The organism is Janthinobacterium agaricidamnosum NBRC 102515 = DSM 9628 (assembly GCF_000723165.1).
GTDB lineage: Bacteria > Pseudomonadota > Gammaproteobacteria > Burkholderiales > Burkholderiaceae_D > Janthinobacterium > Janthinobacterium agaricidamnosum.
Genome location: NZ_HG322949.1, coordinates 3,869,544 through 3,896,373 on the forward strand (window position 1 = coordinate 3,869,544; position 26,830 = coordinate 3,896,373).

Consider the following 26,830-nt stretch of genomic DNA (forward strand, 5'->3'; position numbering starts at 1 on the left):
TTCATTTTATCAACCTTATTAACGGACGCCCGGTAAAAGCCCCGGCAATGATGCCATATGAAGGAAAGATGAAGAGAAAACATCGAAAAGTCGCGCTTTGTCACGGTTTATGGCATGCTTACGCCCTTCGGCGCGGCCAGGGTACTCTGGCGGGCCGCATTCATTTTGACGACGAACCCATCCATATTCAAAGTCCACGCCCATGAAGCTCCATCCCAGCAATACCAAACAATACCAGACCGTCACCGGCTACGACGACAGCGGCGTCGAAATCAATGCCGTCCACTACAACAAAAGCCTGGTCGTGCTGCCGGAAACCGCGCCGCGCGACTGGGATGTGCAAACGTTCGCCGATTTGACGGCCGAACATTTTGCGCAAATCCTGGCCGACGAGCCGGACGTGGTAATCCTCGGCACCGGCGCGCGCCAGCGCTTCGTGCACCCGAAACTGAGCGCCGCGCTGACCATGCGCCGCATCGGCGTCGAATGCATGGATAACCACGCCGCCTGCCGCACCTACAATATCCTGATGGGCGAAGGCCGCAAGGTCACGCTGGCGCTGATCATCGAGAATGGCGTGGCCGCGCCATGATGAGCGACCTGCATAAATCCAGGAAACTGATGTGGGCGCTGCTGGCCGTGTTCGTCATCGTCACGCTGTACGCGCTGGGCGTGCGCACGCTGGTGCCGCCCGACGAGGGCCGTTACGCCGAGATGGCGCGCGAAATGTTCGCCAGCGGCGACTGGGTCACAACGCGCCTGAACGGCATCAAGTATTTTGAAAAGCCGCCGCTGCAAACCTGGATGAACGCGCTGTCCTTCATGGCTTTCGGCCTCGGCGATTGGCAAGCGCGGCTGTGGACCGGGGTCTGCGGCCTGATCGGCGTCGGCATGACGGTCTTGGCCGGCAACAAACTGTTTGGCGGCCGTATTGCGCTGTACGCCGGTCTGGTGCTCGGTTCCAGCCTGTTCTGGATCGCTTCCGGCCAGATCGATTCGCTCGACATGAGCCTGTCGGCCATGATGTGCATCACGCTGTGCGCCCTGCTGGTTGCCCAGCGCGATGAGGCCACGCCGGCCGAACGGCGCAACTGGATGCTGGTGTGCTGGGCCGGCATGGCGCTGGCGGTGCTGGCCAAGGGCCTGATCGGCCTGGTGCTGCCGGGCGCGGTGCTGGTGTTGTACACCCTGGCCGCGCGCGACTGGGCGATCTGGGCCCGCTTGCACCTGGTGAAGGGGCTATTGCTGTTTTTCGCGATCTGCGCGCCCTGGTTCATCCTGGTGGCGCTGCGCAACCCGGAACAACCGCATTTCTTTTTCATCCACGAGCATTTCGAGCGCTTCCTGCTGAAAACCCACCACCGCGAAGGCGCCTGGTATTACTTCTTCGCGATGCTGATTCCGGGCATCATTCCATGGCTGGGCCTGCTGCCACAAAGCCTGGCCGCGTCGCTGCGTCGCACGCAGGGCGTGTTCCAGCCCAGGCTGATGCTGCTGATCTGGGCCGTGTTCATCTTCTTTTTCTTCAGCTATTCCAGCTCCAAGCTGCCCGGCTACATCTTGCCGATCTTCCCGGCGCTGGCCTTGCTGATGGCGCTGTACCTGGAATCGGCGCCGCGCGCCCAGCGCATGTTTGGCGCCGGCCTGATCAGCGTGATCGGCCTGGCCGGCCTGGCCGCGGTGCCGTACATCGTCAAGATTTCGACCCGCCATCCAGCCGAAGTGGCAATGCTGCAAGCGTACCAGCCATGGGTCATCGCCGCGGCCGTGGTGGCCGCCGCCGGTGGCCTGCTGGCCCTGCTGCAAGAGCGCAAGTTGCGGCGCGACATGATGGTATTGATACTGGCCGGCGCCGGCTTCATCGCCACCCACTTGATACTGGCCGGTTTCGAACCGTACGGCAAGTTGCGCGCCGGTACGGGCCTGTTGCCGCAATTACAAGCCGAACTATTACCGGACACCAAGATCTATTCGATCAGCACCTATGAACAGTCGCTGACCTTTTATTTGCGGCGTCCGGTGATCCTGGTCGATTATTGGGATGAATTCACCTTCGGCCTGCAACAACAGCCGGAATTGTCGATCCCGACCATCGACGCTTTCGTGCTGCAATGGACGCGCGACGCCGCAGCCGGCGTGCGCGACGTCGGCATTATCGAGCACGGTACCTATGAAACATTGAAAAAACGCGGCGTACCGATGCGCGTGGTCGCGCAAGACACCCGCCGCATGGTGATCGCCAACCGATAGGCAGGCAAGCAGGCGCTGGCCGGCCGGTCCCGTTCTCCGGGCTGGCCGGTCTATCGAATCCGCCCATCAAGACATCATTCTTTGCAGCAATCAACCATCCTGATAAAACAATAAAGATTTAAAATAGCGCAGGCTGGCGCCGTCAGCGCGCGTCGGCGCAACCGCAATATAAAAACCGCAACACAGAACAAGTAATCAAGAAACGATCGAGAGCCCCATGACCTCTGCCCTGCCCTTCCTGCCCTTTTCAAAACCCACCATCGACGAAGCGACCATTGCCGCCGTCGGCGAGGTGCTGCGCTCCGGCTGGATTACCAGCGGCCCGAAAGTGCAAGCTTTCGAGGCCCAATTATCCGAATATTTCGGCGGCCGTCCGGTCCGCACCTTCAATTCCGGCACCTGCACCATGGAGATCGCGCTGCGCATCGCCGGTGTCAAGCCCGGCGATGAAGTCATCACCACCCCGGTATCGTGGGTGGCGACAGCGAATGTCATCATTGAAGTCGGCGCCACGCCGGTATTCGCCGATATCGACCCGGTCACCCGCAATATCGACCTCGACAAGCTGGAAGCGGCGATCACGCCGCGCACCAAGGCCATCATCCCGGTCTATCTGTCCGGCCTGCCGGTCGATATGGACCGTTTGTACGCCATCGCCGATAAATACCAGTTGCGCGTGGTCGAAGACGCGGCCCAGGCGTTCGGTTCGTCGTGGCGTGGCAAGCGCATCGGCTCGTTCGGCGACTTCGTCTCGTTCAGCTTCCAGGCGAATAAGAACATCACCACCGGCGAAGGCGGCTGCCTGGTCTTGAATAACCTGGAAGAAGCGCGCCTGGCCGAGAAATACCGGCTGCAAGGCGTGACGCGCAGCGGCCTCGACGGCATCGATGTCGACCTGCTGGGCGGCAAATACAATATGAGCGACATCATGGCCGCCATCGGCCTGGGCCAGTTCGCCAACATCGAAGCGATCACGGCACACCGCCGCGCGCTGGCGCGCCACTACTTCGAACAATTCGGCAGCGATTTCGAAGCGCTCAGCGGCGCCCAGTTGCCGGTCGCCGATTTCGACAACAGCAACTGGCATTTGTTCCAGATTATCTTGCCGGATAACGGCCCCGGCACCCGCGCCGCGTTCATGCAGAAAATGGCCGAGCAAAATGTCGGCACAGGCTATCATTACGCACCGATCCACCTGTTCACGATGTACAAGGAACGCGGTTTTACCGAAGGCATGTTCCCGGTATCGGAAAAAATCGGCCGCCTGACGGTGACCTTGCCGATGTTTTATGCGATGACCAAACAGGACGTCGAGCGCGCCGTGGCGACGATCAAATCCATCCTCGTTAAATAAAGATTGCGCCGATGAAACCTGAACTATCCATCATCATCCCGATCTATAACGAACAGGCCGGCCTGGCCAGCCTGTTTGCGCGGCTGTATCCGTCGCTCGACGCACTGGACTTGTCGTATGAAATCATTTTCGTCAACGATGGCAGCCGCGACAATTCGGTGACCATCCTGGCCGACCAGTTCCGCGCCCGTCCCGACGTCACCCGCGTAGTGCTGTTCAATGGCAATTACGGCCAGCATATGGCGATCCTGGCCGGCTTCGAAGCGTCGCGCGGCGAGATCATGGTCACGCTGGACGCCGACTTGCAGAATCCGCCAGAGGAAATCGGCAACCTGGTCGCCAAGATGCGCGAAGGCTACGATTACGTCGGTTCGATCCGCCGCAAGCGGCAAGATTCGGCATGGCGCACGCTGGCCTCGAAAATGATGAACCGTTTGCGCGAAAAAATTACCAATATCAAGATCACCGACCAGGGCAATATGCTGCGCGCCTACGGCCGCAATGTGATCGACCTGGTCAACCAGTGCGCCGAAGTCAATACCTTCGTGCCGGCGCTGGCCTATACCTTTGCCCGCAAGCCGACCGAGATCGTGGTCGAACATGAAGAACGTTCCGCCGGCGAATCGAAATATTCGCTGTACAGCCTGATTCGCCTCAACTTTGACCTGGTGACTGGATTTTCCTTGATACCACTGCAAATGTTTTCCATGCTCGGCATGGGCTTATCGGCCGCTTCCGGCCTGCTGGTGATCTTCCTGCTGATCCGCCGCTTCCTGCTCGGCGCCGAAGCGGAAGGCGTGTTCACGCTGTTCGCGATCGCCTTCTTCTTCATGGGCGTGATCCTGTTCGGCATCGGTTTGCTGGGCGAATACGTCGGCCGCATCTTCCAGCAAGTGCGCGCCCGTCCGCGCTACGTGGTGCAAACCATCTTGCAGGACGGCGCCAGCGGCAATGATGCAGAGACACCCGTCAGGCTGGAAAAACGCCAGGTGGGCCGCTGATGAGCGTTCACCGTCAACGCGCGGTGGTGTTTGCCTACCACAATGTCGGCGTGCGCTGCATCAAGGTCTTGCTGGCGGGCGGCGTCGATATCGCGCTGGTCGTCACGCATGCAGACAATCCCGATGAAAACCTGTGGTTCGAATCGGTGCTGACCCTGTGCCAGGCCGAAGGCATCCCCTGCATCACGCCGGCCGACGCCAAATCGCCGGCCTTGCTGGAACGCGTCCGGGCGGCACAGCCGGACTTGATGTTCAGCTTTTATTACCGCAACATGCTGCCGGCCAGCATCCTGGAAGTGGCGCCCGCCTACAATATGCACGGTTCGCTGCTGCCGCAATTCCGCGGCCGCGCGCCGGTCAACTGGGCGGTGCTGCATGGCGCCGCCGAAACCGGCGCCACCTTGCATGAAATGACGGCCAAGCCGGACGCCGGCGCCATCGTCGCACAAACCGCGGTGCCGATCCTGCCCGACGATACCGCGTTCGAAGTCTTCGGCAAGGTCACCGTGGCCGCCGAACAAACCCTGTGGCAAGTGTTGCCGGCCATGCTGGACGGCACGGCGCCCCGGCGCCACAACGATTTGACGCAAGGCGGCTATTTCGGCGGACGCAAGCCGGAAGACGGCCGCATCGACTGGAATTTACCGGCGCACACCGTGTATAACCTGCACCGCGCGGTTGCGCCGCCGTATCCGGGCGCGTTTACCGAAGTAAATAATGTCGTTTATATCATCGAACGGGCCCGTTTGAGCACACGCTCCACGCGAAGTTTGCCACCGGGCTTGGCAGTAGTGGATAATTGCATCTTTGGCGTTTGCGGCGATGGCCGCATGCTGGCGATTTCCGCCCTGACGGCAGACGGTGCGGCTGTTTCTGCGGAGCAACTGCAAAACAATCTGGCCCGCACCATAAAAATTACACAAGAGAATCTCACATGAAAAAAGTCCTCATCCTCGGCGTCAACGGCTTCATCGGCCATCATCTGTCGAAACGCATCCTGGAAACCACCGACTGGCACGTGTATGGCATGGACATGAATACCGACCGGATCACGGAATTGCTCGACAATCCAGCCTACAAGACGCGCATGCACTTCTTTGAAGGCGACATCACGATCAACAAGGAATGGGTCGAGTACCACGTCAAGAAGTGCGACGTGATCTTGCCGCTGGTGGCGATCGCCACCCCGTCGACCTACGTCAAGCAGCCGCTGCGCGTGTTCGAACTGGACTTCGAAGCCAACCTGCCGATCGTGCGTTCGGCCGCCAAATACGGCAAGCACCTGGTCTTCCCGTCGACCTCGGAAGTGTATGGCATGTGCCACGACGACGAATTCGATCCGGAAAACTCCGAATTGATTTGCGGCCCGATCAACAAGCCGCGCTGGATTTACTCGAACGCCAAGCAATTGATGGACCGCGTGATCTGGGGGTACGGCATGGAAGGCTTGAACTTCACGCTGTTCCGTCCATTCAACTGGATCGGCGCCGGCCTCGATTCGATCCACACGCCGAAAGAAGGTTCGTCGCGCGTGGTGACCCAGTTCTTTGGCCATATCGTGCGTGGCGAAAACATTTCGCTGGTCGATGGCGGCGCGCAAAAACGCGCGTTCACCTACATCGACGACGGCATCGATGCGCTGATCCGCATCATCGCCAATCAAAACGGCGTCGCCAGCGGCAAGATCTACAACATCGGCAATCCGACCAACAACTATTCGATCCGCGACCTGGCCGGCATGATGCTGACCCTGGCGGCCGAATACCCGGAATACGCCGAAGGCGCAAAACACGTCAAGATCGTCGAAACCACCTCCGGCGCCTACTATGGCGCGGGTTACCAGGACGTGCAGAACCGCGTGCCGAAAATCACCAACACCTGCGAAGAGCTGGGCTGGAAACCGAGCACCACCATGGCCGATTCGCTGCGTTATATTTTCGACGCCTACCGCGGCCAGGTAGCGCAAGCCCAAGCCTTGATGGACTGATGAGTTGACCGCAACGCTGAAGCAAGACCGGCCGCTGTTGACGTTGAAGATCGACGTCGACACGTATCGCGGCACCCGCGAAGGCATGCTGAACCTGGTGCGCATCCTGCATGCGTACCAGGCCCGCGCGACCTTCCTGTTTTCGCTCGGCCCGGACCACACCGGCTGGGCCTTGCGGCGCGCGCTGAAGCCCGGCTTTTTCAGCAAGGTGTCGCGCACCTCGGTGGTCGAGCATTACGGCTTGAAGACCTTGATGTACGGCACCCTGTTGCCGGGACCCGACATCGGCAAGGAATGCACGGAACAGTTGCGCACCGTGTGCGAGGCCGGCTTCGAAGGCGGCATCCATACCTGGGATCACGTGTTGTGGCAAGACAACGTCGCGACCCGCGACCCGCGCTGGACCACCAGCATGATGCGCAAGGCGGCCGGCCGCTACACGCAAGTGTTCGGCAAGGCGCCGCACACCCATGGCGCGGCCGGCTGGCAAATGAACCGGCACGCGTTTGGCGAGCACGACACTGCCGGCTACCGCTACGCATCGGACGGCCGCGCGGTGCTGCTCGACAATGGCGCGATGGCCAATCCGGCCGACGGTCCGCACCGCTTGTCGTCCGGCGACACCGTGTTGTCGTGCATCCAGCTGCCGACCACGCTGCCGACACTGGATGAATTGCTGGGCCGCGAGATCGATGGTAAATTGATCACGACCAGCAATATCGCACCGCATATTCTTGGCCTGACTGAAAAAAACCGCCGCGATCACGTATATACCTTGCATGCGGAGCTTGAAGGGCAAAAACTCGCCCCCATTTTCGAGCAACTACTGGCAGGGTGGCTGGCGCAAGGATATCAACTGGCGTCGATGGCGGATTATTACGACAAAGTAAAAGACGCGGCGCTGCCGGTCTGCCCCATTACCTGGGGTGAATTACCGGGACGTTCCGGCCAGTTGATCGTGCAAGGCACAGCACGCTAAACGCCACCGCCCCGGCGCCCATCGGCGGGCTCCCTGCTTGCGCTGTCAGGTATGAAATCAGCGCTGAAGTTCACCGTTCAGGAGAGAACCTGTGGCCGATAGCCCAACCGTAACAAGCGTGCCCGATTTTTCCGCCGCCATGACCAGCGGCAAGACTTTCCAATTTTCCGGCCGTCCGGCGAGCTGCACCGTGCTGTTTTTCTATCCGAAAGACAACACGCCGGGCTGCACCACTGAAAACATCGCCTTCCGCGACTTGTATCCGCAATTTAGCGCCGCCGGCGCGGAAATCTACGGCGTCAGCCGCGATTCCTTGCGCTCGCACGAAAGCTTCAAGGCCAAGCTGGCACTGCCTTTCGAGTTGATTTCCGACCCGGACGAAGCGGTTTGCCTGCTGTTCAACGTGATGAAGATGAAACAGATGTATGGCAAGACGGTGCGCGGCATCGAGCGCAGCACGTTTGTGATTGACGCTGATGGCAGATTGGTGAAAGAATGGAGAGGCGTGAAAGTCGCAGGTCACGTCGATGAAGTGCTGGAATTCGTGGCGCGTCAACAGTAAAGCGCGCCTTGGCTTCCAGGAAGAGTTGATCAACCGTAGCCAACCCCGCACCAGGCCATTTTGAGTCACAGAAGAAACATCTTAATCACCTCCACCGAGCGGGCCGACAGCCCGCCGACGGTATCCGCAACAGGCCAGAACCTGGCCTGCCGTCCATTTTATAGCCCCGCATCTTTGTTTTTTTTCTGCCTTACCCGCATGACCTCCCGCATCCACCCCATCGGCGTTACCGCGACCAGCGGGCGACTGGTGGGCGGACCATTCCAGAAATTTTTTGATTGAGATCCTGATGCCACTGCCAAAAATACCTAGCAAGCCAGCCACTATCCTGCTGGCACAAGATTACCCGACCGCGGCCAGCCCGCGCCCAGCAGTAGCAGCGACAGCCGTACCCGCAGTCCCGAAAACCGCCGCGGCGCCGAAAAAGGCCGCGGCCATCAAGGCCGTCCCGACCCCGGTCGAAGCGGTCGCAACCGTCGCGGCAACGCCAGCCAAGCCGGTGCGCAACGCCGCCACCAGGATCAAGCAAGTGGCGGCCCTGGTGGTCGCCAAGGCGGCCGAACCAGTAGTCGCCGCAGCGGCGCCTGCGCCGGCAGCCAAGGCCAAGACGCCGGCGCGGGCCAAGGTCACGCCGATCAAGCAGGCCGAAAAACCGCATCCGGCGAAGCACAAGGCGGTCGAAGTGCAGCTCAAATCGTCGGCCAGCCGCGCCGCCGACCAGACCGGCGTCACCAAGCTGTTCGTGCTCGACACCAATGTGCTGATGCACGATCCATCGTCGCTGTTCCGCTTCGAGGAACACGACGTCTACCTGCCGATGATGACGCTGGAAGAGCTGGACAACCACAAGAAGGGCATGACCGAAGTGGCGCGCAACGCCCGCCAGGTGTCGCGCACGCTCGATGCGCTGGTCAGCAACACCGACGACGACGCGATCGAAAAAGGCATCCCGCTGGCCAAGCTGGGCAACAAGGACGCCAAGGGCCGTTTGTTCTTCCAGACCCGCTTGCAAAGCGCCGACTTGCCGGTCGGTTTGCCAGTCGGCAAGGCCGACAACCAGATCCTGGCCGTGGTGCGCTCGCTGGAGAGCGAACAGGAAGGCCGTCCGGTGGTGCTGGTGTCGAAAGACATCAATATGCGCATCAAGGCGCGCGCGCTGGGCTTGCCGGCCGAAGACTACTTCAACGACCATGTGCTGGAAGACACCGACTTGCTGTACTCGGGCATCGTCCAGTTGCCGGACGACTTCTGGAACAAGCACGGCAAGGACATGGAGTCCTGGCAAGAGAACAAGAACGGCGTCAGCTCCACGTTCTACCGCGTGACCGGCCCGTTCGTGCCATCGATGCTGGTCAACCAGTTCATTTACCTGGAACCGAAAAACGGCGAAGCGCCGTTCTATGGCCAAGTCAAGCAATTGAACGGCAAGACCGCCGTGCTGCAAACGCTGCGCGACTTTAGCCACAGCAAGAACAATGTCTGGGGCGTGACCGCGCGCAACCGCGAACAGAATTTCGCGCTGAACTTGCTGATGAATCCGGAATGCGACTTCGTCACCCTGCTCGGCCAGGCCGGCACCGGCAAGACCCTGCTGGCGCTCGCCGCCGGCCTGGCGCAAGTGCTGGAAACCAAGCTCTACAACGAAATCATCGTCACCCGCGTGACGGTGCCGGTCGGTGAAGACATCGGTTTCTTGCCGGGTACCGAAGAAGAAAAAATGTCGCCATGGATGGGCGCGTTCGACGACAACCTGGAAGTGCTGAACAAATCCGATTCGGATGGCGGCGAATGGGGCCGCGCGGCGACGCAAGACCTGATCCGTTCGCGCATCAAGATCAAATCGCTGAACTTCATGCGCGGCCGCACCTTCGTCAACAAGTTCCTGATCATCGACGAAGCGCAAAACCTGACGCCGAAACAGGTCAAGACCTTGGTCACGCGCGCCGGTCCAGGCACCAAGATCCTGTGCCTGGGCAACATCGCGCAGATCGACACGCCCTACCTGACCGAAGGTTCGAGCGGTCTGACCTATGTGGTCGACCGTTTCAAGGGCTGGTCGCACAGCGGTCACGTGACGCTGGCGCGCGGCGAACGTTCGCGCCTGGCCGATCACGCCAGCGAAGTACTGTAAAAATTTGCGGGCGGCCCAAGCCGCTACTGCAAAGCAAAAGCCCCGCCGGCAGACATGCTGGCGGGCTTTTTTTTTTAAAATATTTATTCGTATGGTGTAACCAATCTGTACGGCTGAACGAATACAAAAAAAGCGCATGTGCGCGCACTTAAGCAACCCCGGGGAATTGAATGAAGACGCATGATCTGGTAGCGATGCTGGCCAACGGCACTGAGGCTGTGGATCCACGGTTTGTCGAGAAACGCTTCGCTCTGGCGCTGGCCCTGGGCCTGTCCGGGGGCGCTTTCCTGATGGTGCTGCTGCTGGGTGTGCGGCATGACCTGATGCAAGTTATCGGTAGCGGCATGTTCTGGCTGAAGGTCTCGTTCCCGGTTGCGGTGATATGCGCCACGCTCTCCGTCACCAGCCGGCTGGCCCGGCCCGGGCGCACTGCGGGGGTGGGCTGGATCGCGTTCGGTGTCGTGCTGGCGGCGTTCTGGCTCAGTGGCATTGCCATCCTGACGGCCGCGCCGCCCGAGCTTCGCTCCAATTTGGCTCTGGGCAAAACCTGGCGCGTGTGCGCCGCCTGCGTGACCTTGCTGTCGATTCCGGCATTTGGCGCAGTGTTCTGGGCGCTGCGCGGGCTGGCGCCGACACGGGAAAGACAGACCGGAACGTCCGCCGGATTGCTGGCCGGAGCGCAGGGGCTGCTGGTGTATTGCTTCCATTGCCCCGAGACGGCGCTGCCATTCTGGGCGATCTGGTACACGCTTGGCATGCTGGTGCCGGCGGCCATCGGTGCCGCACTTGGCAAGGTTCTACTGCGTTGGTAGAGAGCGGAGCGCGCTCCCGCACCGAGGAGCAATTGCACACATGGCTGCTTGCCGGACTCGATGGCGACGCGATGGCCTACCGTCGCTTCCTCGACGAGCTCAGCAAGCGCCTGCGCCCTTTTTTGCGCAAGCGCCTTTTTCATTCGCCGGACCATATCGAGGATATTGTCCAGGAGATCCTGCTGGCGGTGCACAATGCACGTTCCACTTACCGCAGTGATCAGCCGCTGACCTCCTGGATTTATGCGATCGCGCGCTACAAGCTGGTGGACTTTCTCCGTTCCAACATGCGTCAAGATGCGCTGAACGATCCGCTGGACGACACGGAAGACCTGTTTGAGGAATCGTCGGAGCAAGTGAGCGATGCCCGCCGTGATGTCGCCACCTTGCTTCAGCATCTGCCTGACCGCCAGCGCCTGCCCATCCAGCTGGTCAAGCTGGAGGAACTTTCCATTGCAGAGGCTGCCAGCAAAACGGGGTTCTCGGAATCCGCGGTCAAGGTAGGCATACACCGCGGCCTGAAAGCGCTCGCGGCCCTCATACGCCATCACGCGTAAGCACCGTACCATGCAGCCGGTACGGTGATCCTAAGGTCATCTATTTAGATGCCGGCCAGGCCTTGCAGGCTGATGCCGGACTTGCTGCCCACGGTCTGCTCGCCGCGCCGCGTCAGTGCGCCATCGCTACCGATGGCGTAGACGACGATCTTGTCGTTGCCGGCGAAATCCTGATACAGGAACTTGCCATCAGGACTGACCCAGGCGTCGGCCGCGAAGCTGGATCCGCCAGCCTTGAGCGCAGGTTCGGTGGCGGCGGCGGCGTTGACCAGCGTCAGGCGGCCGCCAGCATCAAGCGAGAACTGGGACACGGCGCCGCTGCCGTTGCTGACGTAGGCAAAATGGTTGTCTGGCGTGATGGCGATCCAGCACGGCGCTTTCTGGCCAGTGACCGTGACGGGGGCGCTCAATGAGGTAAAGGCGCCGCCAGGCGCAAAGCTGTAGGCACTCGCCGTGGTGCCGGCTGCGTCGGCCGTCAGATACACGTTCGCCAGCGCGCCGTGGCCGAAGACGCCGCCAAATGGTCCGGCGCCAACCGTGGCCGAGTTGACCGGCTTGCCCAGCGTGCCATCGGCATTGATCGGGAAAGCCAGCAGCGTATTGCCCGGCGTGACCGGCGACAGGGAGCTCAGGAAACCGTTGACGACCACGAATTTATGGTCCGGACTGATCGACACTTCGGTAGGCAATGCATCCTGCTGCAGCACCGCATATTGGCCCAGCTGCGTCAGCTTGCCGTCGGCGCCGACGCGGTAAGCGCCGAGCTCGTTAGCGCCCTGCTGATGGGTCACGTACAAGATCCCGTTGTTCCAGGCCAGCGAAGTGGGCCGGATGCCGCCGGTGGACGACACGCCCAGCAGCGTCAGGCCGCTTGGCGGCGTAATCGTGAAGACGCTGACGGTATTGTCGCCCGCATTGGCGACGAACAGCTGTTTGCCATCGTCGGAAACAACCACGCTGTGATTGCTGGTCAGCGCATCGGGCGCCACCGTATTTCCCATGAAATAGTTAACACCATTAGTACCTTTGCCGCCAGTCTTGACCGGCGCCATCGCGGTCAGCGTGCCATCCGTGTTGCGCAAATATTGGACCACCAGATTGTCGCTGTCATTGGTCTGTGCAAACAACTGCGCGGCGATAGGCGGCGATTGGTTGTCGCTACCACCACCGCAGGCCGCCAACAAGGTCGCTACCGCACTCGCTATTAAAAAATTCTTGATCATTCAATGCTCCACAAAGTTTCGTCTGACGCGGTCGGGATCGACCACCTCGCTGTGAATCCATCGGCCGGGTGCTAGCGCCGTGAGGTTCTGCAAGATACTTCGCTCACTGGCGCTATTTGGTTACAAGCAGACGAAACTTTTGTGATCACGTTGAGGAATGAGGGCAACGCTGCGCAGACGTACATAACGCACTCATCCTCTCAAATGTATTACCAGCCGCCGCCCAGCGCACGGAAAGCCGCCACCGCCGCGCGCGCCTGGTCGGCGTTGATACGCACCAGCTGGTCGCGGGCGGCCAGCAATTGCCGGTCTTCCTGCAATACTTCGTACAAGCTGGTGGCGCCGCCCAGATACGCTTGTTGCGCGGCGTCGCGGGCGCGCTGTTCGGCCGTCACTTGCCGGTGTACCTCGGCATGTTCGGCTTCCAGCTGGGTCAGCCTGACGATGGCGTTTTCCACGTCTTCGGTGGCGCGCAACATCGACTTGCGGTACAGCGCCAGCGCTTCGGCATGGGCGCCCTTGGCGCGCGCCACTTCGGCGTCGACCTTGCCGAAATCGAACAGGCGCCAGCGCAAGCCGGCTACCGCTTGCGGCTGCAGCGACGCCGCCGATACAAAGCCGGCGCTGCCCAGGCTGGAAAATCCCAGCAATGCCGACAGCGACAGGGTTGGATAATATTCGGCGCTGGCCACGCCGATCAGGGCGTTCGACGCGGCCAGGCGGCGCTCGGCGGCGATCACATCGGGACGGCGGCGCAGCAGGCCGGCCGGGCCTTGCGAACTGACAATCGCCGGCGCCAGCGCCAGCGTCTCCGTCTCGGTCTGCGCCAGTTCCGCCGCATAGGTGCCGGGCTGGGCACCCATCAGCACATCCAGCCGGTTCAACTGGATATCGCGTTCGCCCAGCAATGGCGGGATGGTCGCCTTCGCCTGCGCCAGCAGCGCCTCGGCCTGCGCCGTTTCGCGCTCGGCCGACAAGCCGTCTGTCTGGCGCAAACGCACCAGTTCCAGCAAGCGCTGGCTGGTGCCGACTTGCTCTTGCGCGGTGGCGATCCGGCGTTGCGCGCCGCGCACGCGGAAATAAGCATCGGCCGCCTCGGCGGCGACCGAGATGCGCACGCCCAACCGGTCGGCCTCGGCCGCCTGCGCTTCGGCGCTGGCGTTTTCGGCGCCGCGCTGCAAGCCGCCGGCCAGGTCCAGCTCCCAACTGGCGCCGACACCGGCGTCGTAGATCGATTGATTGCGGTAATAACCCGGCAAGTTACTGCCGATCACGCCGATCGGACCTTGCAACGACTGGTTCTGGCGCACCACGCTGGCGCTGACTGCACCGGACGGCAATTGTTGCGCGCCGGCCTGGCGCGCCGCAGCGCGCGCCTGCTCGACCCGCGCCAGGGCGGCGTCCAGGTCCAGGTTCTGGGCCAGCACACGGCCGATGATGCGGGTCAGCGCGGCATCGTTAAAACCGCTCCACCAGCTATCGAGCGCCGGCGCGGCACCGGTCTGGCGCGCATTGTGCGCCTCCAGCGCCGCCTGGCCGCGGTAGGCGGCTGGCATGGCCGAGTCCGGCGCGCGGTAATCCGGTCCCGCCACGCAGCCGGCCAGGAGCATGGCCGCCGTCAGCGCCGCCAGACGGCCACTACCCAGGCGCAGGCTGAGCGGCCGCGTTTCGATTTGATACTTCATCTGTTCACTCCTTTGAAGGCGCGCTGATTGACGCCGGAAATTCAATACTTGCAAAATGCAAGTGACAAGTATATAGTTACTTGCACAGTGAAAGCAACATGAAATTAACCAGCGAAAAATCCTCGTCCCCCTCCGTGGTGGCCGTAGTACGAAGACTTTTCCACCGATTGGCATCAACAAGGAAACCCTCATGACAAGCACCACCGTGGCCGGACAAGTCCAGGCCATTCCCCTGCCGACCGCCAGCAGCACGGCGCCGGCGCCGCACAACAAGAAACGCCGCGTGCTGCTGCCGCTGGCCATCGTGGTTGCCATCGGGGCAATCTGGTATGGCGCGCACTGGTGGAACCAGGGCCGTTTTCTTGAGGAAACGGACGATGCCTATGTCGGCGGTGACATCACCGTCATCACGGCCAAGGTGCCCGGTTACATCCAGCAAGTGCTGGTCAGCGATAACCAGGTGGTGCACGCCGGCGACGTGCTGGCCAGGCTGGACGACCGCGATTACCGCGCGGCGCTGGACTATGCCGACGGCGCGGTGGCCGCCGCGCAAGCGTTGCTGGCCAACCTGGAAGCGAGCCGCGCGCTGCAACAGGCGGTGATCGCCCAGGCCCGCGCCGGGGTCGGCGCCAGCCGCGCCGAAACCAGCCGCGCGCGCGACGACCAGCTGCGTTATCAAAACCTGGCGGCCAAGGCGGCGGTATCGCTGCAAAGTTCGCAAAAGGCCGATGCCGAATATAAACAGGCGCTGGCCGGCGACCAGAAAACCCAGGCCCAATTGCTGGCGGCCGAACGCGAACTGGACGTGATCGGCACCCGCAAGCAGCAAGCCGAAGCGGCTCTGGCGCAAGCCGTGGCCGGGCGCGACACGGCGCGCCTGAACCTCGACTACACGGTGCTGCGGGCGCCGATAGACGGCAGCATCGGCAACCGCCGCGCGCGCAACGGCGCCTACGCGTCGGCCGGCAGCCAGTTGCTGTCGCTGGTGCCGGCGCGCGGCTTGTGGGTCGACGCCAATTTCAAGGAAAGCCAGCTGGCCGGCATGCGGCCGGGCCAGCCGGTGCGCATCAGCGCCGACGTGCTGCCGGGACATGTGTTCCACGGCACGCTGGCCAGCCTGGCGCCGGCCACCGGCGCCCAGTTCAGCGTCTTGCCGCCAGAAAATGCGACCGGCAACTTCACCAAGATCGTCCAGCGCGTGCCGGTGCGCATCGCGCTCGACGCCAGGGATGCGACGCTCGGCACCTTGCGTCCGGGCCTGTCCGTGAATGCTGAAATCGACGTGCGTCCGGCCGCGGCAAGCACCGCGGCGGTGCCAAAATGAGTGGCGCCGGCAGCGCGCCGTGGCAACCGCGCGTATTAACGAACAGCCAGAAAATCCTTGCCTTCGCCACCATGTGCGCCGGCATGTTCATCGCCCTGCTCGACATCCAGATCGTCTCGGCGTCGCTGCGCGATATCGGCGGCGGCCTGTCGGCCGGCGCCGATGAAACCGTGTGGGTGCAAACCAGTTACCTGATCGCCGAAATCATCGTCATCCCGATGTCCGGCTGGCTGTCGCGCGTGATGTCGACGCGCTGGCTGTTCGCCGCCTCGGCCGCCGGCTTCACGGCGGCCAGCATGCTGTGCGGCCTGGCCTGGAATATCCAGAGCATGATCGCGTTCCGCGCGTTGCAGGGTTTCCTGGGCGGCTCGATGATACCGCTGGTGTTCAGCACCGCGTTCTACTTTTTCCAGGGCAAGCAGCGCGTGATCGCCGCCGCGACCATCGGCGGCATCGCCTCGCTGGCGCCGACGCTGGGGCCGACGGTCGGCGGTTTCATCACCGACCACACGTCATGGCACTGGCTGTTTTTCGTCAACCTGGTGCCGGGTATTTTTGTCGCCGTGGTGGTGCCGATGCTGGTGCGCATCGACCGGGGCGACCGCTCGCTGCTGCGCAACGCCGATTACCTGGGCATGCTGCTGATGGCGCTGTTTCTCGGCTGCCTGGAATACACGCTGGAAGAAGGCCCAAGGCTGGGCTGGCTGGGCGACCACGTGATCCTGACCACCGCCTGGATTTCAGGCTTGAGCGGCATCGGTTTCATCTGGCGCAGCCTGGCTTATGACCATCCGATCGTCGATTTGCGCGCACTGCAAGACCGCAACTTCGCGCTCGGCTGCTTCTTTTCGTTTATTACCGGGGTCGGCATTTTCGCCACCATTTATCTGACCCCGCTATTCCTGGGCCGGGTGCGCGGCTTCAGCGCGCTCGATATCGGACTGGCGGTATTTTCGACCGGCGTGTTCCAGATCATGTCGATCCCGCTGTACACCATGCTCGGCAACCGGGTCGACCTGCGCTGGCTGATGATGTTCGGGCTCGGCTGTTTCGCGCTGTCGATGTACCATTTCGCGCCGATCACGCACGACTGGGGCGCGGCGCAACTGATGCTGCCGCAAGCGTTGCGCGGCATCGGCCAGCAATTCGCCGTCGCGCCGACCGTCACGCTGACGCTGGGCGGCTTGAGTCCGGCACGGCTGAGACTGGCGTCGGGCTTGTTCAACACCATGCGCAACCTGGGCGGCGCGATCGGCATCGCGCTGTGCGCGACGATCCTGAACGACCGCACCAACTTGCACTTCCTGCGCCTGGCCGAACATTTAAATAGCGGCAACGAAGCGATGAATCGCTTGCTGGCCAACGTGGCGGGCGGCATCTCTGCCTTGGGCAACGACGGCTGGACCGCGCAAACCGGCGCCTTGCAACAGTTATGGGCGCTGACTTACCGCGAAGCGCAAACCCAGAGCTTCAGCGATGTGTTCCTGTTCATCATGGTCGCGTTTGCCATCGCCGTCCTGATGGGACCACTGATGCGCAAGGTAACGCCGCCGAAAGCGCCGCCGGCCGATGCACATTAGGCAAGGCAAGGTGGCGCCGCCGCAGGCCAGCCGTTACAATCGGCACTTATGTGGCGCACTTGGCGCGGCAGTGTGCGTGGCGCCGCCCACAGGCAGTTCGATAAGGAGTAAATCATGAAACCTACGCAATTTTCTGACATGCTGTGCCCGGTAGCGCGCAGCATGGGACGCGTTGGCGACAGTTGGAGCATGCTGATACTGCGCGATGCCTTCCACGGCATGACGCGCTTCGACGAGTTTGTCAAAAGCACGCGCATCGCGCCGAACATCCTGACCCGGCGGCTGGCCGACCTGGTCGAGAACGGCTTGCTGGAGCGCCGTTTGTACAATGAACGGCCGGCGCGCCATGAATATGTATTGACCGAACTGGGCCATTCATTCCGGCCGGTATTGTTCGCCTTGATCGCCTGGGGCAATGAAAACTTTGCGCCGGAAGGCATCAGCATGCAAATGGTCAACCGCGAGACCGGCTTGCCGGCCGTGCCGGTGGTCTTCGACAGCCTGGCGAAATTGCCGCTCACCGATGAACACTACATGATGGTGCCGGGACCGGCCGCCAGCGACAATATGCGCCTGCGGCTGGCCAACGCCGAGCGCCGCAGGCAAGAACGGCTGGGGACTACGCCGCCTGCGCCTTGAGCATGAAGAGCGCGCCGGCATGTCTCGGCGCATACCATCAGATCATTTCCAGGACCGTCGCCACGCCCTGCCCGCCGCCGACGCATTGGGTCGCCAGCGCATAGCGTCCGGAGGTGCCGCCGCTGCGCGCCAGCAGCGCCGCCGCCTTGCCGGTGATGCGCGCGCCGGTCGCGCCCAGCGGATGGCCGATCGCCAGTCCGCCGCCATCGATGTTGACGATGGCGGGATCGATGCCCAGTGCGCGGATGCAGGCCAGCGCCTGCGATGAAAACGCTTCGTTGATCTCGGCCACCGCCAGGTCTTGCACGCCGATGCCGGCCATGGCCAGCGCCTTGCAGGTGGCGGGAATCGGACCGATGCCCATCAAGGCCGGATCGACGCCGACCGACGCCATCGCGACTATCCGCGCGCTCGGCAGCAAACCGTGCCTGGCCGCAAAATCCTCGCTGGTCACCAGTACCGCCGAAGCGCCGTCGGTCAGCGGCGACGCGGTGCCCGCCGTCACCACGCCCGGTTCGCCAAAGGCCGGTTTGAGCAGGGCCAGCGCTTCCAGGTTGGTGCCGGGCCGGATACAGCCGTCTTCGCTGACGGTCTCGCCGGCCTCGTTAATGATCGGCACGATTTCATCGCGCAGCAAGCCGGTCGAGCGCGCATGCGCCGCCTTCTGGTGCGATTGCAGCGCCAGCAGTTCCTGGTCGGCACGGCTGACTTCATATTGGCGGGCCACGTTTTCCGCCGTATCGCCCATGCTGATGTAGGCGTCGCCATGCTCGAACAGCCACGGATTCGGCGAAAAGTTAAACCCGCCTTGCGGCACCATCGTCATCGATTCGACGCCGACGCATAAATATGCTTCGCCGATGCCCGCTTCGATCATCGCGGCGGCAATGTGGATCGCCGACATCGACGAACCGCAAAAGCGGTTGACGGTCATGCCGCCCAGCTGTTCGGGCAAGCCGGCCAGCAGCGACACGATACGCGCCAGGTTATTGCCCTGCGACGATTCGGGATAGGCGCAACCGAGTATCACATCGTCCAGCAAGGCCGGATCGAGTCCGCTGCGCTCCAGCAAACCTTGCACCACCTGCGCTGCGATGGTATCGGGACGGGTTTCCGCCAGCTTGCCTTTGCGGGCAAAGTGGAATGGCGAACGCGCGTAGGCACTGATGACTGCTTTCATGTTCAACTCCTGTGGTTTCGAGGTTTAACTGCCTGCCAACATATATTACGATCATACTTTAAAAAGTCAAGCATTAACTTTCATGCAAGCTTGCAAGTCGGCCGTTTTTTTATTGTTGGAATGGAGTATTCTCTGATGGAACAATTTGCTCAGCTTGCCCCAAAGAAGTCATATAAAAATTCACCGCACAAAGAAATAATCATTCATCAAATGAATATTATGCATTGCCATTGTGAATTGGCGAGTCGCCGGGGCGAGGCCTATACTCTTGCTCCCTGCCTCATCCTGTTTCCCATGCCTACCCATCTTGCATCAGACCAAGGGAGCGCCGCATGATCGTGCGCGACCGTCCCTCGGCGTTAAAACTGTTCCTGATCGTACGCGGTTCGGTCTTGCCGCGCATCCGTGTCACCCTGTTCGTCAATACCCTGATCGCCACGCTGGTGACCTTGTCGCACGGCGTGCTGTTCGACCAGAAGATCACGCTGACGGTGATCCCGTTCACGCTGATCGGCTTGCCGCTGGCGATTTTCCTCGGCTTTCGCAACAATGCCGCGTATGACCGGTATTGGGAGGGCCGCAAGCTGTGGGGCGAACTGGTGCTGCGCAGCCGCAACCTGTCGCGCCAGTGCCTGACGCTGATCAGCGCCGGGCAGCCGGCCCATGCCGGCCTGGGCTTGACCGACCTGCGGGTGCGCATGATTTACCGGACCATCGCTTTTTGCCATGCGCTGCGCCATCAATTGCGCGGCAGCAGCAGCGCGCACGACTTGCAACCACTGCTGCAACAAGCGGAATGGCAGGCGTCGCAGTTATCGTCGAATCCGGCCGATTACCTGATGCTGCAAATGGGCCACGACTTGGCCAGCGCCGTGAAAGACGGCAAGATCGATGGCTGCCTGGCGGCGGCTGTCGACGGCACGATTTCGGCGATGGTCGGCGCGGCCGCATCGTGCGAGCGTATCAAGGGCACGCCGATTCCGTTTTCGTACACGCTGCTGCTGCACCGCACCGCTTACCTGTATTGCTTTTTGCTGCCTTTCGGCCTGGTCGATACGCTGGGTTTCATGACGCCGTTCGTGGTCGCCATCGTCGCGTACACTTTTTTCGGGCTCGATGCGCTCGGCGATGAAATCGAGGAACCGTTCGGCGTCGACGCCAACGACTTGCCGTTGAGCGCGATGTGCCGCGCGATTGAAATCAATTTGCGCGAAGCGCTGCAAGATAGCTGCATTCCGCCGCCGCTGGCGGTCAAGGATTTCAGCCTCCATTAAAAGCTTGACCTTCCCATGGAGGGAAGGCCTACAGTACAGTCCTACCCATCATCAGGAGTATCTGTCATGCTTGAATTACAAGTCGAAAACATGAGCTGCGGCCACTGCGTCAGTTCGGTCACCAAGGCAGTACTGGCGCTCGATCCGCAAGCCAAGGTGACGGTCGACCTGGCCGCCAAAAAAGTGGCGGTCGACTCCGCCGCGCCAGTGGCCGATATTCGCTCGGCGATCGTCGAAGCGGGTTATCCCGTCAATTAATCACGCATCCAGTTCCGGATAGTGACGGAAGATGGCCTCTTTACTGCACGGCAATCTCCGCTTCGATGCCAGGTAGCGCTGGATACGCGGCTGCCGTGCGACTTGCCCACGCAAGTCCATGTCGATGATGAGCGGCGCCGCCAGCCGATGCCCGCTACAACCGGGCATCTATTAAAAGTCGACTGTGGCGCCGATTTCAACCGTCCTGAGAGGCGCCAGCAATACCTGGCTGCTCGCGCGTCCGCCATAATCCGCATACAGCTTGTTGCTCAAATTACGCACGCGTAGCGTGAGCGCAGCATGGTTGATCCGATAAGTAATGCCTGCGTCAGCCGTAGTATGCCCGTTGATCCGGATCTGGTTCGCCGTGTCGGTAAACATGTGACCGGTATGATTCAGCCCCAGGAAGAGTTCCGCCGGCAGCGCATCAGGTTTCCAGGTTGAAAAGACATTGTAAACCCGCTCGGGGACATTGGTCGGCATGTTGCCGATGCGCGAAACTCCCCCCGCTTCGATCAGGTTGTCGAAGCGGGCCCGTAATATCGCTGCGTTGCCTGACAGACTCCACTGCCGTGTCGCACGCCATGCGGCTGTGAATTCCAGGCCTTGTGACGATTGCTTTCCGTTATTGACTGTCAGCGCCGCATTGTTCGGGTCGCGCGACAGCACATTGTCCAGTTCGATGCGGTACAGTGCGGCCGTCCAGCTCAGGCGCGCATCTTGCGAACTTTGCTTGAAGCCGATCTCGGCCTGCTTGCCGCGGGATTGCTCAAATGCGGTATTGGCTGCCGAGTACAGGAAAAGCGTGCTGACCGGCAGCGTGGCGGTGGTGTACTGGGCGTAAGCGCTGCTCGTCTGGTCGAAGTCATACACGCCGCCCAGACGTGCCGACGTCGCGTTCAGCGTGGTGCCGAAGGCGCTGAAGCTGCCGGTGTTCAAATCACGGACAGAACGATCGAGGCTGGTATGGTCATAACGTAAGCCACTGACCAGCGTAAAGCGTTCACCCAGTTTCAGCGCGTCTTCCATGAACAGCGCCGCGCTGTTGATATCGGTCGTGGTATCGGTCCGGTTGCCGGCGCCGCCAGAGAGCACCGGCGATGGGTTGAACAGTCCGACCTGGGGCGCCAGGGCGGAGGTGGTCAACAGCGCGCGGGTGGCATTACTGCCGTCGGAGAACCGTCGTTCGCTATCAAACCCGGTCTTGCCCAGCTCCGCGCCGGCGACGAAACGGTTGCCGAAGCCGGCAATAGTGCCTTGGTGAGTGACATCAAAACGGTCGGATACATAATGCTGCGCGTGAGTAATCAAGGTCTGGTCACGCACGATGCTATCCGGACTCGTGAAAACGGCGCTCTCGGAATTCTTGAACAGGCGCTGCGCCTGATTGAGCGCCAATTCATTTTGCCAGCGCCATCCCGGCCCAATATTTCCGCTCAGCTTGATTCTTCCCCAATAGGTTTCGGAACTGTTTTCGTTGTCCTGGACGTTGTAGTTATTTCCGGCAATGCGGCGATCGATGACGCGGCCATCCGGCGTACTCACCACGCCGGTCGGTTCCGTCGAAAACGCGCGAGGCACCAGCGGCGTGCCGAAATAGCCTTTGTTGTTGTCCTTCAAGTAGTCCAGGCTCAATTCAACCTTGATATCGCCCGGCCCGTCGAAGCGGACGGCGCCGGTCAGGTGATCAATTTTCTCTCCAGCATTGGGCACCGTGCCCAGTTTGCTTTCATTGTGGCTATAGTCCAGCCGGTAAGCGCCATTGGCGCCGACGGCTCCGCCCAGGTCCACGGCGGCACGCAGCGCGCCGTGGCTGCCGTAGGACAGCATGGCCTGCCGGCTGGTGCTGCGCTCGGGTTTGCGGGTCACGACGTTGACGATGCCGCCAATCGCGGTATCGCCGTTCAGTACGGAGGCCGGTCCCTTCAGAATGTCGATGCGCTCGTAGTTCCATGTGTCTTCGACGCGGTTCGTGATGCCGGCGGCGGAACTGCGCATGCCGTCGTACAGGAACAGCACGTTGCTGAAACCGCGCATAGACAAGCTCGCCGGCGCCGACGGCGGATTGCCGCCGCTCACGCCGGCCGCGCCGCGCAACGCGTCCAGCACGGTACGGTCGCCCCGTTCCTGCATGGTGTCCTGGGTGATCACTTCCACCGACGCCGGCGTTTCGCGCAGCGTCAGTCCGAGCCTGCTGGCGCTTCCGGCATTGGTATCCAATGTCGCCATGCCGCTGTCACGCGTGCCTGGCACTTCGATCACCGTTACCGGATGCGGCGCGACCTCCTGGGCCCCTACCGTACCGGCGCTCATCATCGCCAATGCGGCGGCCTTGTATACCTGGATGTTCATTTTTTCCATTCTCCCGTTATGGACATTGACTAATTTTTTTGTATGGATCAGACGACTTGATAGCGGCGCAGGCGCCAGCCGGCAAAGGCCAGCAGCAACAGGCACGGCGCGAGTAGCTGCGCCAGTGCGAGCAAGGCCCCGTGCCTGACGACCGCGCTGTCTTCCTCGCGCCAGCTGAAGCGCGGGATGTTGGCGAAATCTGCCACGGCAAGGGCCTTGCCGGCATCGATGCGGCTAAAGAAAAATTGCTTCCAGGCGGCGTGATAGTCCGACGTTTGCTGCATGAACCAGGCATGCCGGCGTTGTCCGGTACCGGCCAGGGCGCTCATCGCTTCAGCAGCCACTGCCGCCGGCGACAGGAAGCTGTAGCGCACCACCAGCGCCTGGCGCCGATCTTGCTGGCGATCAAAACGGGCAAGCTCGGGAGCGATCTTTTGGTCGACTTCGCGCTCGATGAAGAACATGCCGCGCAGCCGCCCCGCCATCTGGATGCTGCCATCTTTCGGCACCAGTACGCCGGGCTTGCCGACATGGGCATAATCCGTGCTGAGCAGCTTGTTGTTGCGCGCCATGGCCTCGGCGGTCAGTACCCTGGTGCGTGTCGCCAGCTCGGCACGCGATGGCGACGGCAGCGCCAGGTTCACCGCCAGATTCAGAAAGGCCGGCAATACCAGTACCAGCGTGACCCATGCAATGATCAGCACCATCGCGTTGGTCGCCGACGACTTGCCGCACGCATTGACCGCCAACACCAGCGCAAACCAGAACAAGGCATAGATGCCAACCGTGGCCAGCCAGTACAACGGGGCCAGCAAACTGCCGCCCAGCGCGCCTGGCTGCGCCAGTAACAAGGTGATGGCCGGCACCAGCACCGCCAAGGCCAGCAAGATCCCGGCCCGGCTGACGACCTTACCTATCAGCAATGTCCACAGCGCCAGCGGTTGCGACATCAGCAGGCGCAGCGTGCCGCTTTCCCGTTCGCCCGACAACAGGTTGTAGCCCAGCGCAAAGATCAGGAAAGGCAGCAGGTAGACCACCACAAAGGACAGGTCGAAATGGCCGCTAAGCAAATTCCACGGATTTTCGATATCGTTGTTGCCGATGAAGCTGATCTTGCTTTCGTAAGTCACCTTATATTGGCTGGGAAACAAATCATCTTGTCCCAATGCGATCGCCGCCAGCGGCGCAGGCGGCAGGATGGCGTGGTGCGCACCGTAGCCGCCGCCCATATGGGTCGGATCGGCGGGATTGTCGAACGGGCCAGGTAGGATGTCGCCAGTCATGATGTGTTCGAGCTTGACCAATTGCTGCGCACGCCGCTGCAGGTCGTCATGCACGATGGCCGCCTGGGCAACCCTGTGCAGCGTAGCCTGGTGGATGCCGTTCGACAGGGCATAGCCTATCAGCAGCAGGAACACGATACTGACCACCCAGAAGCTGCGGTCCGCCGCGAGCAGGCGCAGCTCCTCGGCCATCACCATGCGCAGACGGCGCGTTTGAGAGTTTTTTTTCATGATATGTCTTAAAAAGCGCGCTGGCGCGCGCTAGCTTGCCATGCAAAAACGACGGCCAGCAGCAGCGCGACGCACAAGGACAGCCAGCTGCGCCAGCTGCGCTGTATCGCCCAGCCGGCGGCTGGCGGGTGGTAGTCGAAGGCCGGGATGCGTTGCCATAATTCCGGTCCGGATTGGTAGGCGAAGTGCTGCCCCCCCAGTACGTCGGCGTGCTGTACCAGATCTGCGCTGACAATGTCCTGTATCAGCCGCCGATGCTGTTCCGCCGCCGTCGTAAAACTGCGGTGATGCCCGAAGTCGGTTCCCGCCGCATTCGTCGACAGCGCACGCATCGCCAGCATCGGCAGCAAGGCGCCGCTCCATTCCTGCACGCTTTGCTGGCGCTCCCAGGTGTCCCACAGCCGGCCGAAATTGCGATCGTAAACCGGATAGCTGGCGTGATCGTCCAACTGAAGGGCAAGCCCCCACTTGGACAGCGGCACGTCGCGTCCCCAGCGCTCGGTGGTCCCGAAATTCGCTTGCCACAAACGATCGGAGGTGGCTTTCAGGTCGGCGTCGAGTTGATGATTGAATTCAAGCCGGGTCGGCGTCGGATAGAGCCGACGCGACAGTTCAGCGATCACGCGCGGCGCGATCACCGCGTTAGCGATCCACAGCGCGAGCAATACCGTGATCGCGACGCGCGAGGTCGATGCCGCTGCCGACGTGCCCAGGGTCAGGAAGACGAAGACGGCCAGATACAGGCAGTAGCACAGCACCAGCAGGCAGAAACGCAGCAGCGTATCGGCGCCGGCGCCAGGATCCGCCGCGACCATGGCGGCGATGCCGGCAATCACGCCCGCCGGCGCCAGCAAAATAATCAGGCTGAGTCCAAGCGCGCCCGCCTTGCCCCACAACATGCGCGAGGCCGGCACGCCAAGGCTCATCGACTGGCGCAGAATACCTTGCTCGCGCTCCCCGGCAAAGGCGTTAAAGCCCAGCACGATCACCAGCAGCGGCCCAAGTACCTGCAGGATCCAGCCGGCCGACAGGTCGCCAAAGCGTTGCAGGCCGGTGGCGTCCTGCGCCGGCCGGAACATCACCTCGCTCTGGCGATGCGCCTGCAGCCAGATGGTGCTGCCGATATACGGATTGATGCCCGGGTCGATCAGCGACAATGCCGCCTCGGGCTTGAACGCGTGCATGCCCTGATGGGCGGCATCGTGCGGGTGGCGGCGTCCCTGCTTGAGCCAATCGGCATAGTCCGCACTCTGGGCGGCGCGCTGTTCGGCACGCGCCTGCTGGCGGTGTTGATAGCCGATCGCCAGTGCGGTAAACAACAGCACCATGATCATGCCGCCGGCCCAGAACAGGCGGCCATCGCGCCAACGTTCGAGCAGGTCGCGCCGTGCAATCAGCCAGATCATGCCGACGCCCTCATATGGCGCAGATACACGGTCTGCAGTTCCAGGTCGCTGATCTCGTGGCTGGCAAAATTTTCCACCAGCTTGCCCTGCTTCATGATGCCGATCCGGGTACCGGTATGACGGGCGTGGAACAAGTCGTGCGTGGTGGTCAGCACCGCCACCCCGTTCGCGCTGGCGCGCGTCAGCAGGCTCGAGAATTCATTGGCCGCATGGGGATCGAGGCCGGAGGTCGGCTCGTCCAGCAATAAGGCCTTGGCCTGCTTGGCCAGGGCGACCGCAATCCACACCTTCTGCCGCATCCCTTTCGAATACCCGGCCACGCGCCGGTCCGCCACCGCCGGATCCAGGCCGACTTGCTCCATCAAGCCCAGCAAGCGCTCACGCGTCAGTTCCACTCCCAGCGCCAGCGCCGAGAAATAACGCAAGTTTTCGAGTCCGGACAAGGTCGGATACAGGTTGACCTGTTCTGGAATGTAGGCAACGTCTTGCTTGGTACGCAAGGGATCACGGGTGACATCGACGCCGTTGATCAATGCGCTTCCAGCGCTGGGCGCAATGAAATTCAGGAACAGGTTGATGGTGGTCGTCTTGCCCGCGCCATTCGCACCCAGCAAACAAAAAATTTCGCCAGGTCCGACACGCAGGTCCAGACTGTCCAGGGCAGTATTCTTGCCGTAGCACTTGGTAAGACCGATTGCTTCAAGCATAAGTCACTCTCATCAGAAAGCGACAGAATACCTTAATGAGAATGATTTATCAATA

At 61.7% G+C, this 26,830-nt stretch carries 23 protein-coding genes; 16 read left to right on the top strand and 7 right to left on the bottom strand.

All coding sequences use genetic code 11. The annotated features are described in order from the left end of the window. The first annotated feature begins 202 nt into the window (after nucleotides 1-202). From GJA_RS16515 to GJA_RS16565, 11 genes are all read left to right on the top strand, one after another. Nucleotides 203-592, top strand: a complete 390-nt coding sequence (locus GJA_RS16515; RefSeq protein ID WP_038494222.1) for an Mth938-like domain-containing protein — start codon at nucleotides 203-205, stop codon at nucleotides 590-592. After that, the gene (locus tag GJA_RS16520) at nucleotides 592-2,250 is read left to right on the top strand and encodes a glycosyltransferase family 39 protein (RefSeq protein WP_038494224.1); all 1,659 of its coding nucleotides are present in this window, start codon (nucleotides 592-594) and stop codon (nucleotides 2,248-2,250) included. Before GJA_RS16515 ends, GJA_RS16520 begins: the two co-directional genes overlap by 1 nt. A 217-nt stretch (nucleotides 2,251-2,467) precedes the next feature. Then, nucleotides 2,468-3,604 carry a DegT/DnrJ/EryC1/StrS family aminotransferase gene (locus GJA_RS16525; RefSeq protein ID WP_038494228.1) on the top strand — a complete coding sequence of 379 codons (1,137 nt, stop codon included), beginning with the start codon at nucleotides 2,468-2,470 and terminating at the stop codon, nucleotides 3,602-3,604. Nucleotides 3,605-3,615: 11 nt separating this feature from the next. Then, nucleotides 3,616-4,605, top strand: coding sequence for a glycosyltransferase (locus GJA_RS16530; RefSeq protein ID WP_038494231.1), 990 nt, complete (start codon nucleotides 3,616-3,618; stop codon nucleotides 4,603-4,605). Next, nucleotides 4,605-5,543, top strand: coding sequence for a formyltransferase (locus GJA_RS16535; protein ID WP_038494233.1), 939 nt, complete (start codon nucleotides 4,605-4,607; stop codon nucleotides 5,541-5,543). The genes GJA_RS16530 and GJA_RS16535 overlap by 1 nt, the downstream gene beginning before the upstream one ends. After that, the gene (locus GJA_RS16540; RefSeq protein WP_038494235.1) at nucleotides 5,540-6,592 is read left to right on the top strand and encodes a bifunctional UDP-4-keto-pentose/UDP-xylose synthase; all 1,053 of its coding nucleotides are present in this window, start codon (nucleotides 5,540-5,542) and stop codon (nucleotides 6,590-6,592) included. Before GJA_RS16535 ends, GJA_RS16540 begins: the two co-directional genes overlap by 4 nt. 85 nt (nucleotides 6,593-6,677) lie before the next feature. Further along, nucleotides 6,678-7,571 (top strand): polysaccharide deacetylase family protein, encoded by an 894-nt coding sequence (locus tag GJA_RS16545; RefSeq protein WP_051781449.1) that lies wholly within the window; start codon nucleotides 6,678-6,680, stop codon nucleotides 7,569-7,571. Nucleotides 7,572-7,710: 139 nt separating this feature from the next. Then, nucleotides 7,711-8,133, top strand: a complete 423-nt coding sequence (locus GJA_RS16550; protein ID WP_051781450.1) for a peroxiredoxin — start codon at nucleotides 7,711-7,713, stop codon at nucleotides 8,131-8,133. A 289-nt stretch (nucleotides 8,134-8,422) separates the two neighbouring features. After that, nucleotides 8,423-10,264: a PhoH family protein gene (locus tag GJA_RS16555; protein ID WP_038494240.1), complete on the top strand. Its 1,842-nt coding sequence runs from the start codon at nucleotides 8,423-8,425 to the stop codon at nucleotides 10,262-10,264. A 170-nt stretch (nucleotides 10,265-10,434) separates the two neighbouring features. Beyond that, a complete protein-coding gene (locus GJA_RS16560) occupies nucleotides 10,435-11,076 on the top strand; it encodes a DUF1109 domain-containing protein (protein WP_038494242.1) in 642 nt (213 codons plus the stop codon). Beyond that, complete coding sequence (locus GJA_RS16565; RefSeq protein WP_038494244.1) at nucleotides 11,070-11,633, top strand: sigma-70 family RNA polymerase sigma factor; 564 nt, start codon at nucleotides 11,070-11,072, stop codon at nucleotides 11,631-11,633. The genes GJA_RS16560 and GJA_RS16565 overlap by 7 nt, the downstream gene beginning before the upstream one ends. A gap of 44 nt (nucleotides 11,634-11,677) precedes the next feature. Here GJA_RS16565 and GJA_RS16570 read toward each other — a convergent pair whose 3' ends face one another. Together GJA_RS16570 and GJA_RS16575 are read right to left on the bottom strand one after the other, a co-directional pair. Further along, nucleotides 11,678-12,856: a lactonase family protein gene (locus GJA_RS16570; RefSeq protein WP_038494247.1), complete on the bottom strand. Its 1,179-nt coding sequence runs from the start codon at nucleotides 12,854-12,856 to the stop codon at nucleotides 11,678-11,680. A 209-nt stretch (nucleotides 12,857-13,065) separates the two neighbouring features. Then, a complete protein-coding gene (locus tag GJA_RS16575; protein WP_081905458.1) occupies nucleotides 13,066-14,541 on the bottom strand; it encodes an efflux transporter outer membrane subunit in 1,476 nt (491 codons plus the stop codon). 190 nt (nucleotides 14,542-14,731) lie between these two features. Between GJA_RS16575 and GJA_RS16580 the strand changes: the two genes are divergently transcribed. The 3 genes from GJA_RS16580 (at nucleotide 14,732) to GJA_RS16590 (ending at nucleotide 18,084) form a co-directional block, all read left to right on the top strand. Beyond that, a complete protein-coding gene (locus tag GJA_RS16580; protein WP_038494250.1) occupies nucleotides 14,732-15,865 on the top strand; it encodes an HlyD family secretion protein in 1,134 nt (377 codons plus the stop codon). Beyond that, complete coding sequence (locus GJA_RS16585) at nucleotides 15,862-17,445, top strand: DHA2 family efflux MFS transporter permease subunit (RefSeq protein ID WP_038494253.1); 1,584 nt, start codon at nucleotides 15,862-15,864, stop codon at nucleotides 17,443-17,445. Before GJA_RS16580 ends, GJA_RS16585 begins: the two co-directional genes overlap by 4 nt. Before the next feature lie 114 nt (nucleotides 17,446-17,559). Continuing rightward, nucleotides 17,560-18,084, top strand: a complete 525-nt coding sequence (locus tag GJA_RS16590) for a winged helix-turn-helix transcriptional regulator (RefSeq protein ID WP_051780999.1) — start codon at nucleotides 17,560-17,562, stop codon at nucleotides 18,082-18,084. Nucleotides 18,085-18,121: 37 nt separating this feature from the next. Here GJA_RS16590 and GJA_RS16595 read toward each other — a convergent pair whose 3' ends face one another. After that, nucleotides 18,122-19,264, bottom strand: coding sequence for a thiolase family protein (locus tag GJA_RS16595; RefSeq protein ID WP_038494258.1), 1,143 nt, complete (start codon nucleotides 19,262-19,264; stop codon nucleotides 18,122-18,124). A gap of 332 nt (nucleotides 19,265-19,596) precedes the next feature. On the opposite strand from GJA_RS16595, the gene GJA_RS16600 reads away from it, so the two are divergent. Beyond that, entirely contained in the window at nucleotides 19,597-20,538 is a 942-nt protein-coding gene (locus GJA_RS16600; RefSeq protein WP_038494260.1) for a bestrophin family protein, read from the top strand. Between the two features lie 66 nt (nucleotides 20,539-20,604). Continuing rightward, nucleotides 20,605-20,796, top strand: a complete 192-nt coding sequence (locus GJA_RS16605) for a heavy-metal-associated domain-containing protein (protein ID WP_038494262.1) — start codon at nucleotides 20,605-20,607, stop codon at nucleotides 20,794-20,796. 171 nt (nucleotides 20,797-20,967) lie between these two features. On the opposite strand, the gene GJA_RS16610 is transcribed toward GJA_RS16605, so the two are convergent. The 4 genes from GJA_RS16610 to GJA_RS16625 are packed head-to-tail and all read right to left on the bottom strand — an operon-like array spanning nucleotide 20,968 to nucleotide 26,775. Beyond that, a complete protein-coding gene (locus tag GJA_RS16610; protein ID WP_242404563.1) occupies nucleotides 20,968-23,157 on the bottom strand; it encodes a TonB-dependent receptor in 2,190 nt (729 codons plus the stop codon). 38 nt (nucleotides 23,158-23,195) lie between these two features. Then, nucleotides 23,196-24,662, bottom strand: a complete 1,467-nt coding sequence (locus tag GJA_RS16615; RefSeq protein WP_038494267.1) for an ABC transporter permease subunit — start codon at nucleotides 24,660-24,662, stop codon at nucleotides 23,196-23,198. Nucleotides 24,663-24,670: 8 nt separating this feature from the next. Further along, nucleotides 24,671-26,068 (bottom strand): ABC transporter permease subunit, encoded by a 1,398-nt coding sequence (locus GJA_RS16620; protein WP_038494270.1) that lies wholly within the window; start codon nucleotides 26,066-26,068, stop codon nucleotides 24,671-24,673. Continuing rightward, complete coding sequence (locus tag GJA_RS16625) at nucleotides 26,065-26,775, bottom strand: ABC transporter ATP-binding protein (protein ID WP_038494272.1); 711 nt, start codon at nucleotides 26,773-26,775, stop codon at nucleotides 26,065-26,067. The genes GJA_RS16620 and GJA_RS16625 overlap by 4 nt, the downstream gene beginning before the upstream one ends. Between the last annotated feature and the right edge of the window lie 55 nt (nucleotides 26,776-26,830).

Excerpts from the sequence above, each read along its gene's own strand:
- GJA_RS16575 (WP_081905458.1), bottom strand. The coding sequence starts at position 14,541 with ATGAAGTATCAAATCGAAACGCGGCCGCTCAGCCTGCGCCTGGGTAGT.
- GJA_RS16555 (WP_038494240.1), top strand. The coding sequence starts at position 8,423 with ATGCCACTGCCAAAAATACCTAGCAAGCCAGCCACTATCCTGCTGGCA.
- GJA_RS16515 (WP_038494222.1), top strand. The coding sequence starts at position 203 with ATGAAGCTCCATCCCAGCAATACCAAACAATACCAGACCGTCACCGGC.
- GJA_RS16620 (WP_038494270.1), bottom strand. The coding sequence starts at position 26,068 with ATGATCTGGCTGATTGCACGGCGCGACCTGCTCGAACGTTGGCGCGAT.
- GJA_RS16610 (WP_242404563.1), bottom strand. The coding sequence starts at position 23,157 with ATGGAAAAAATGAACATCCAGGTATACAAGGCCGCCGCATTGGCGATG.
- GJA_RS16530 (WP_038494231.1), top strand. The coding sequence starts at position 3,616 with ATGAAACCTGAACTATCCATCATCATCCCGATCTATAACGAACAGGCC.
- GJA_RS16540 (WP_038494235.1), top strand. The coding sequence starts at position 5,540 with ATGAAAAAAGTCCTCATCCTCGGCGTCAACGGCTTCATCGGCCATCAT.
- GJA_RS16535 (WP_038494233.1), top strand. The coding sequence starts at position 4,605 with ATGAGCGTTCACCGTCAACGCGCGGTGGTGTTTGCCTACCACAATGTC.
- GJA_RS16600 (WP_038494260.1), top strand. The coding sequence starts at position 19,597 with ATGATCGTGCGCGACCGTCCCTCGGCGTTAAAACTGTTCCTGATCGTA.
- GJA_RS16560 (WP_038494242.1), top strand. The coding sequence starts at position 10,435 with ATGAAGACGCATGATCTGGTAGCGATGCTGGCCAACGGCACTGAGGCT.
- GJA_RS16580 (WP_038494250.1), top strand. The coding sequence starts at position 14,732 with ATGACAAGCACCACCGTGGCCGGACAAGTCCAGGCCATTCCCCTGCCG.
- GJA_RS16590 (WP_051780999.1), top strand. The coding sequence starts at position 17,560 with ATGAAACCTACGCAATTTTCTGACATGCTGTGCCCGGTAGCGCGCAGC.
- GJA_RS16525 (WP_038494228.1), top strand. The coding sequence starts at position 2,468 with ATGACCTCTGCCCTGCCCTTCCTGCCCTTTTCAAAACCCACCATCGAC.
- GJA_RS16570 (WP_038494247.1), bottom strand. The coding sequence starts at position 12,856 with ATGATCAAGAATTTTTTAATAGCGAGTGCGGTAGCGACCTTGTTGGCG.
- GJA_RS16595 (WP_038494258.1), bottom strand. The coding sequence starts at position 19,264 with ATGAAAGCAGTCATCAGTGCCTACGCGCGTTCGCCATTCCACTTTGCC.
- GJA_RS16520 (WP_038494224.1), top strand. The coding sequence starts at position 592 with ATGAGCGACCTGCATAAATCCAGGAAACTGATGTGGGCGCTGCTGGCC.
- GJA_RS16545 (WP_051781449.1), top strand. The coding sequence starts at position 6,678 with ATGCTGAACCTGGTGCGCATCCTGCATGCGTACCAGGCCCGCGCGACC.
- GJA_RS16625 (WP_038494272.1), bottom strand. The coding sequence starts at position 26,775 with ATGCTTGAAGCAATCGGTCTTACCAAGTGCTACGGCAAGAATACTGCC.
- GJA_RS16605 (WP_038494262.1), top strand. The coding sequence starts at position 20,605 with ATGCTTGAATTACAAGTCGAAAACATGAGCTGCGGCCACTGCGTCAGT.
- GJA_RS16585 (WP_038494253.1), top strand. The coding sequence starts at position 15,862 with ATGAGTGGCGCCGGCAGCGCGCCGTGGCAACCGCGCGTATTAACGAAC.
- GJA_RS16550 (WP_051781450.1), top strand. The coding sequence starts at position 7,711 with ATGACCAGCGGCAAGACTTTCCAATTTTCCGGCCGTCCGGCGAGCTGC.
- GJA_RS16615 (WP_038494267.1), bottom strand. The coding sequence starts at position 24,662 with ATGAAAAAAAACTCTCAAACGCGCCGTCTGCGCATGGTGATGGCCGAG.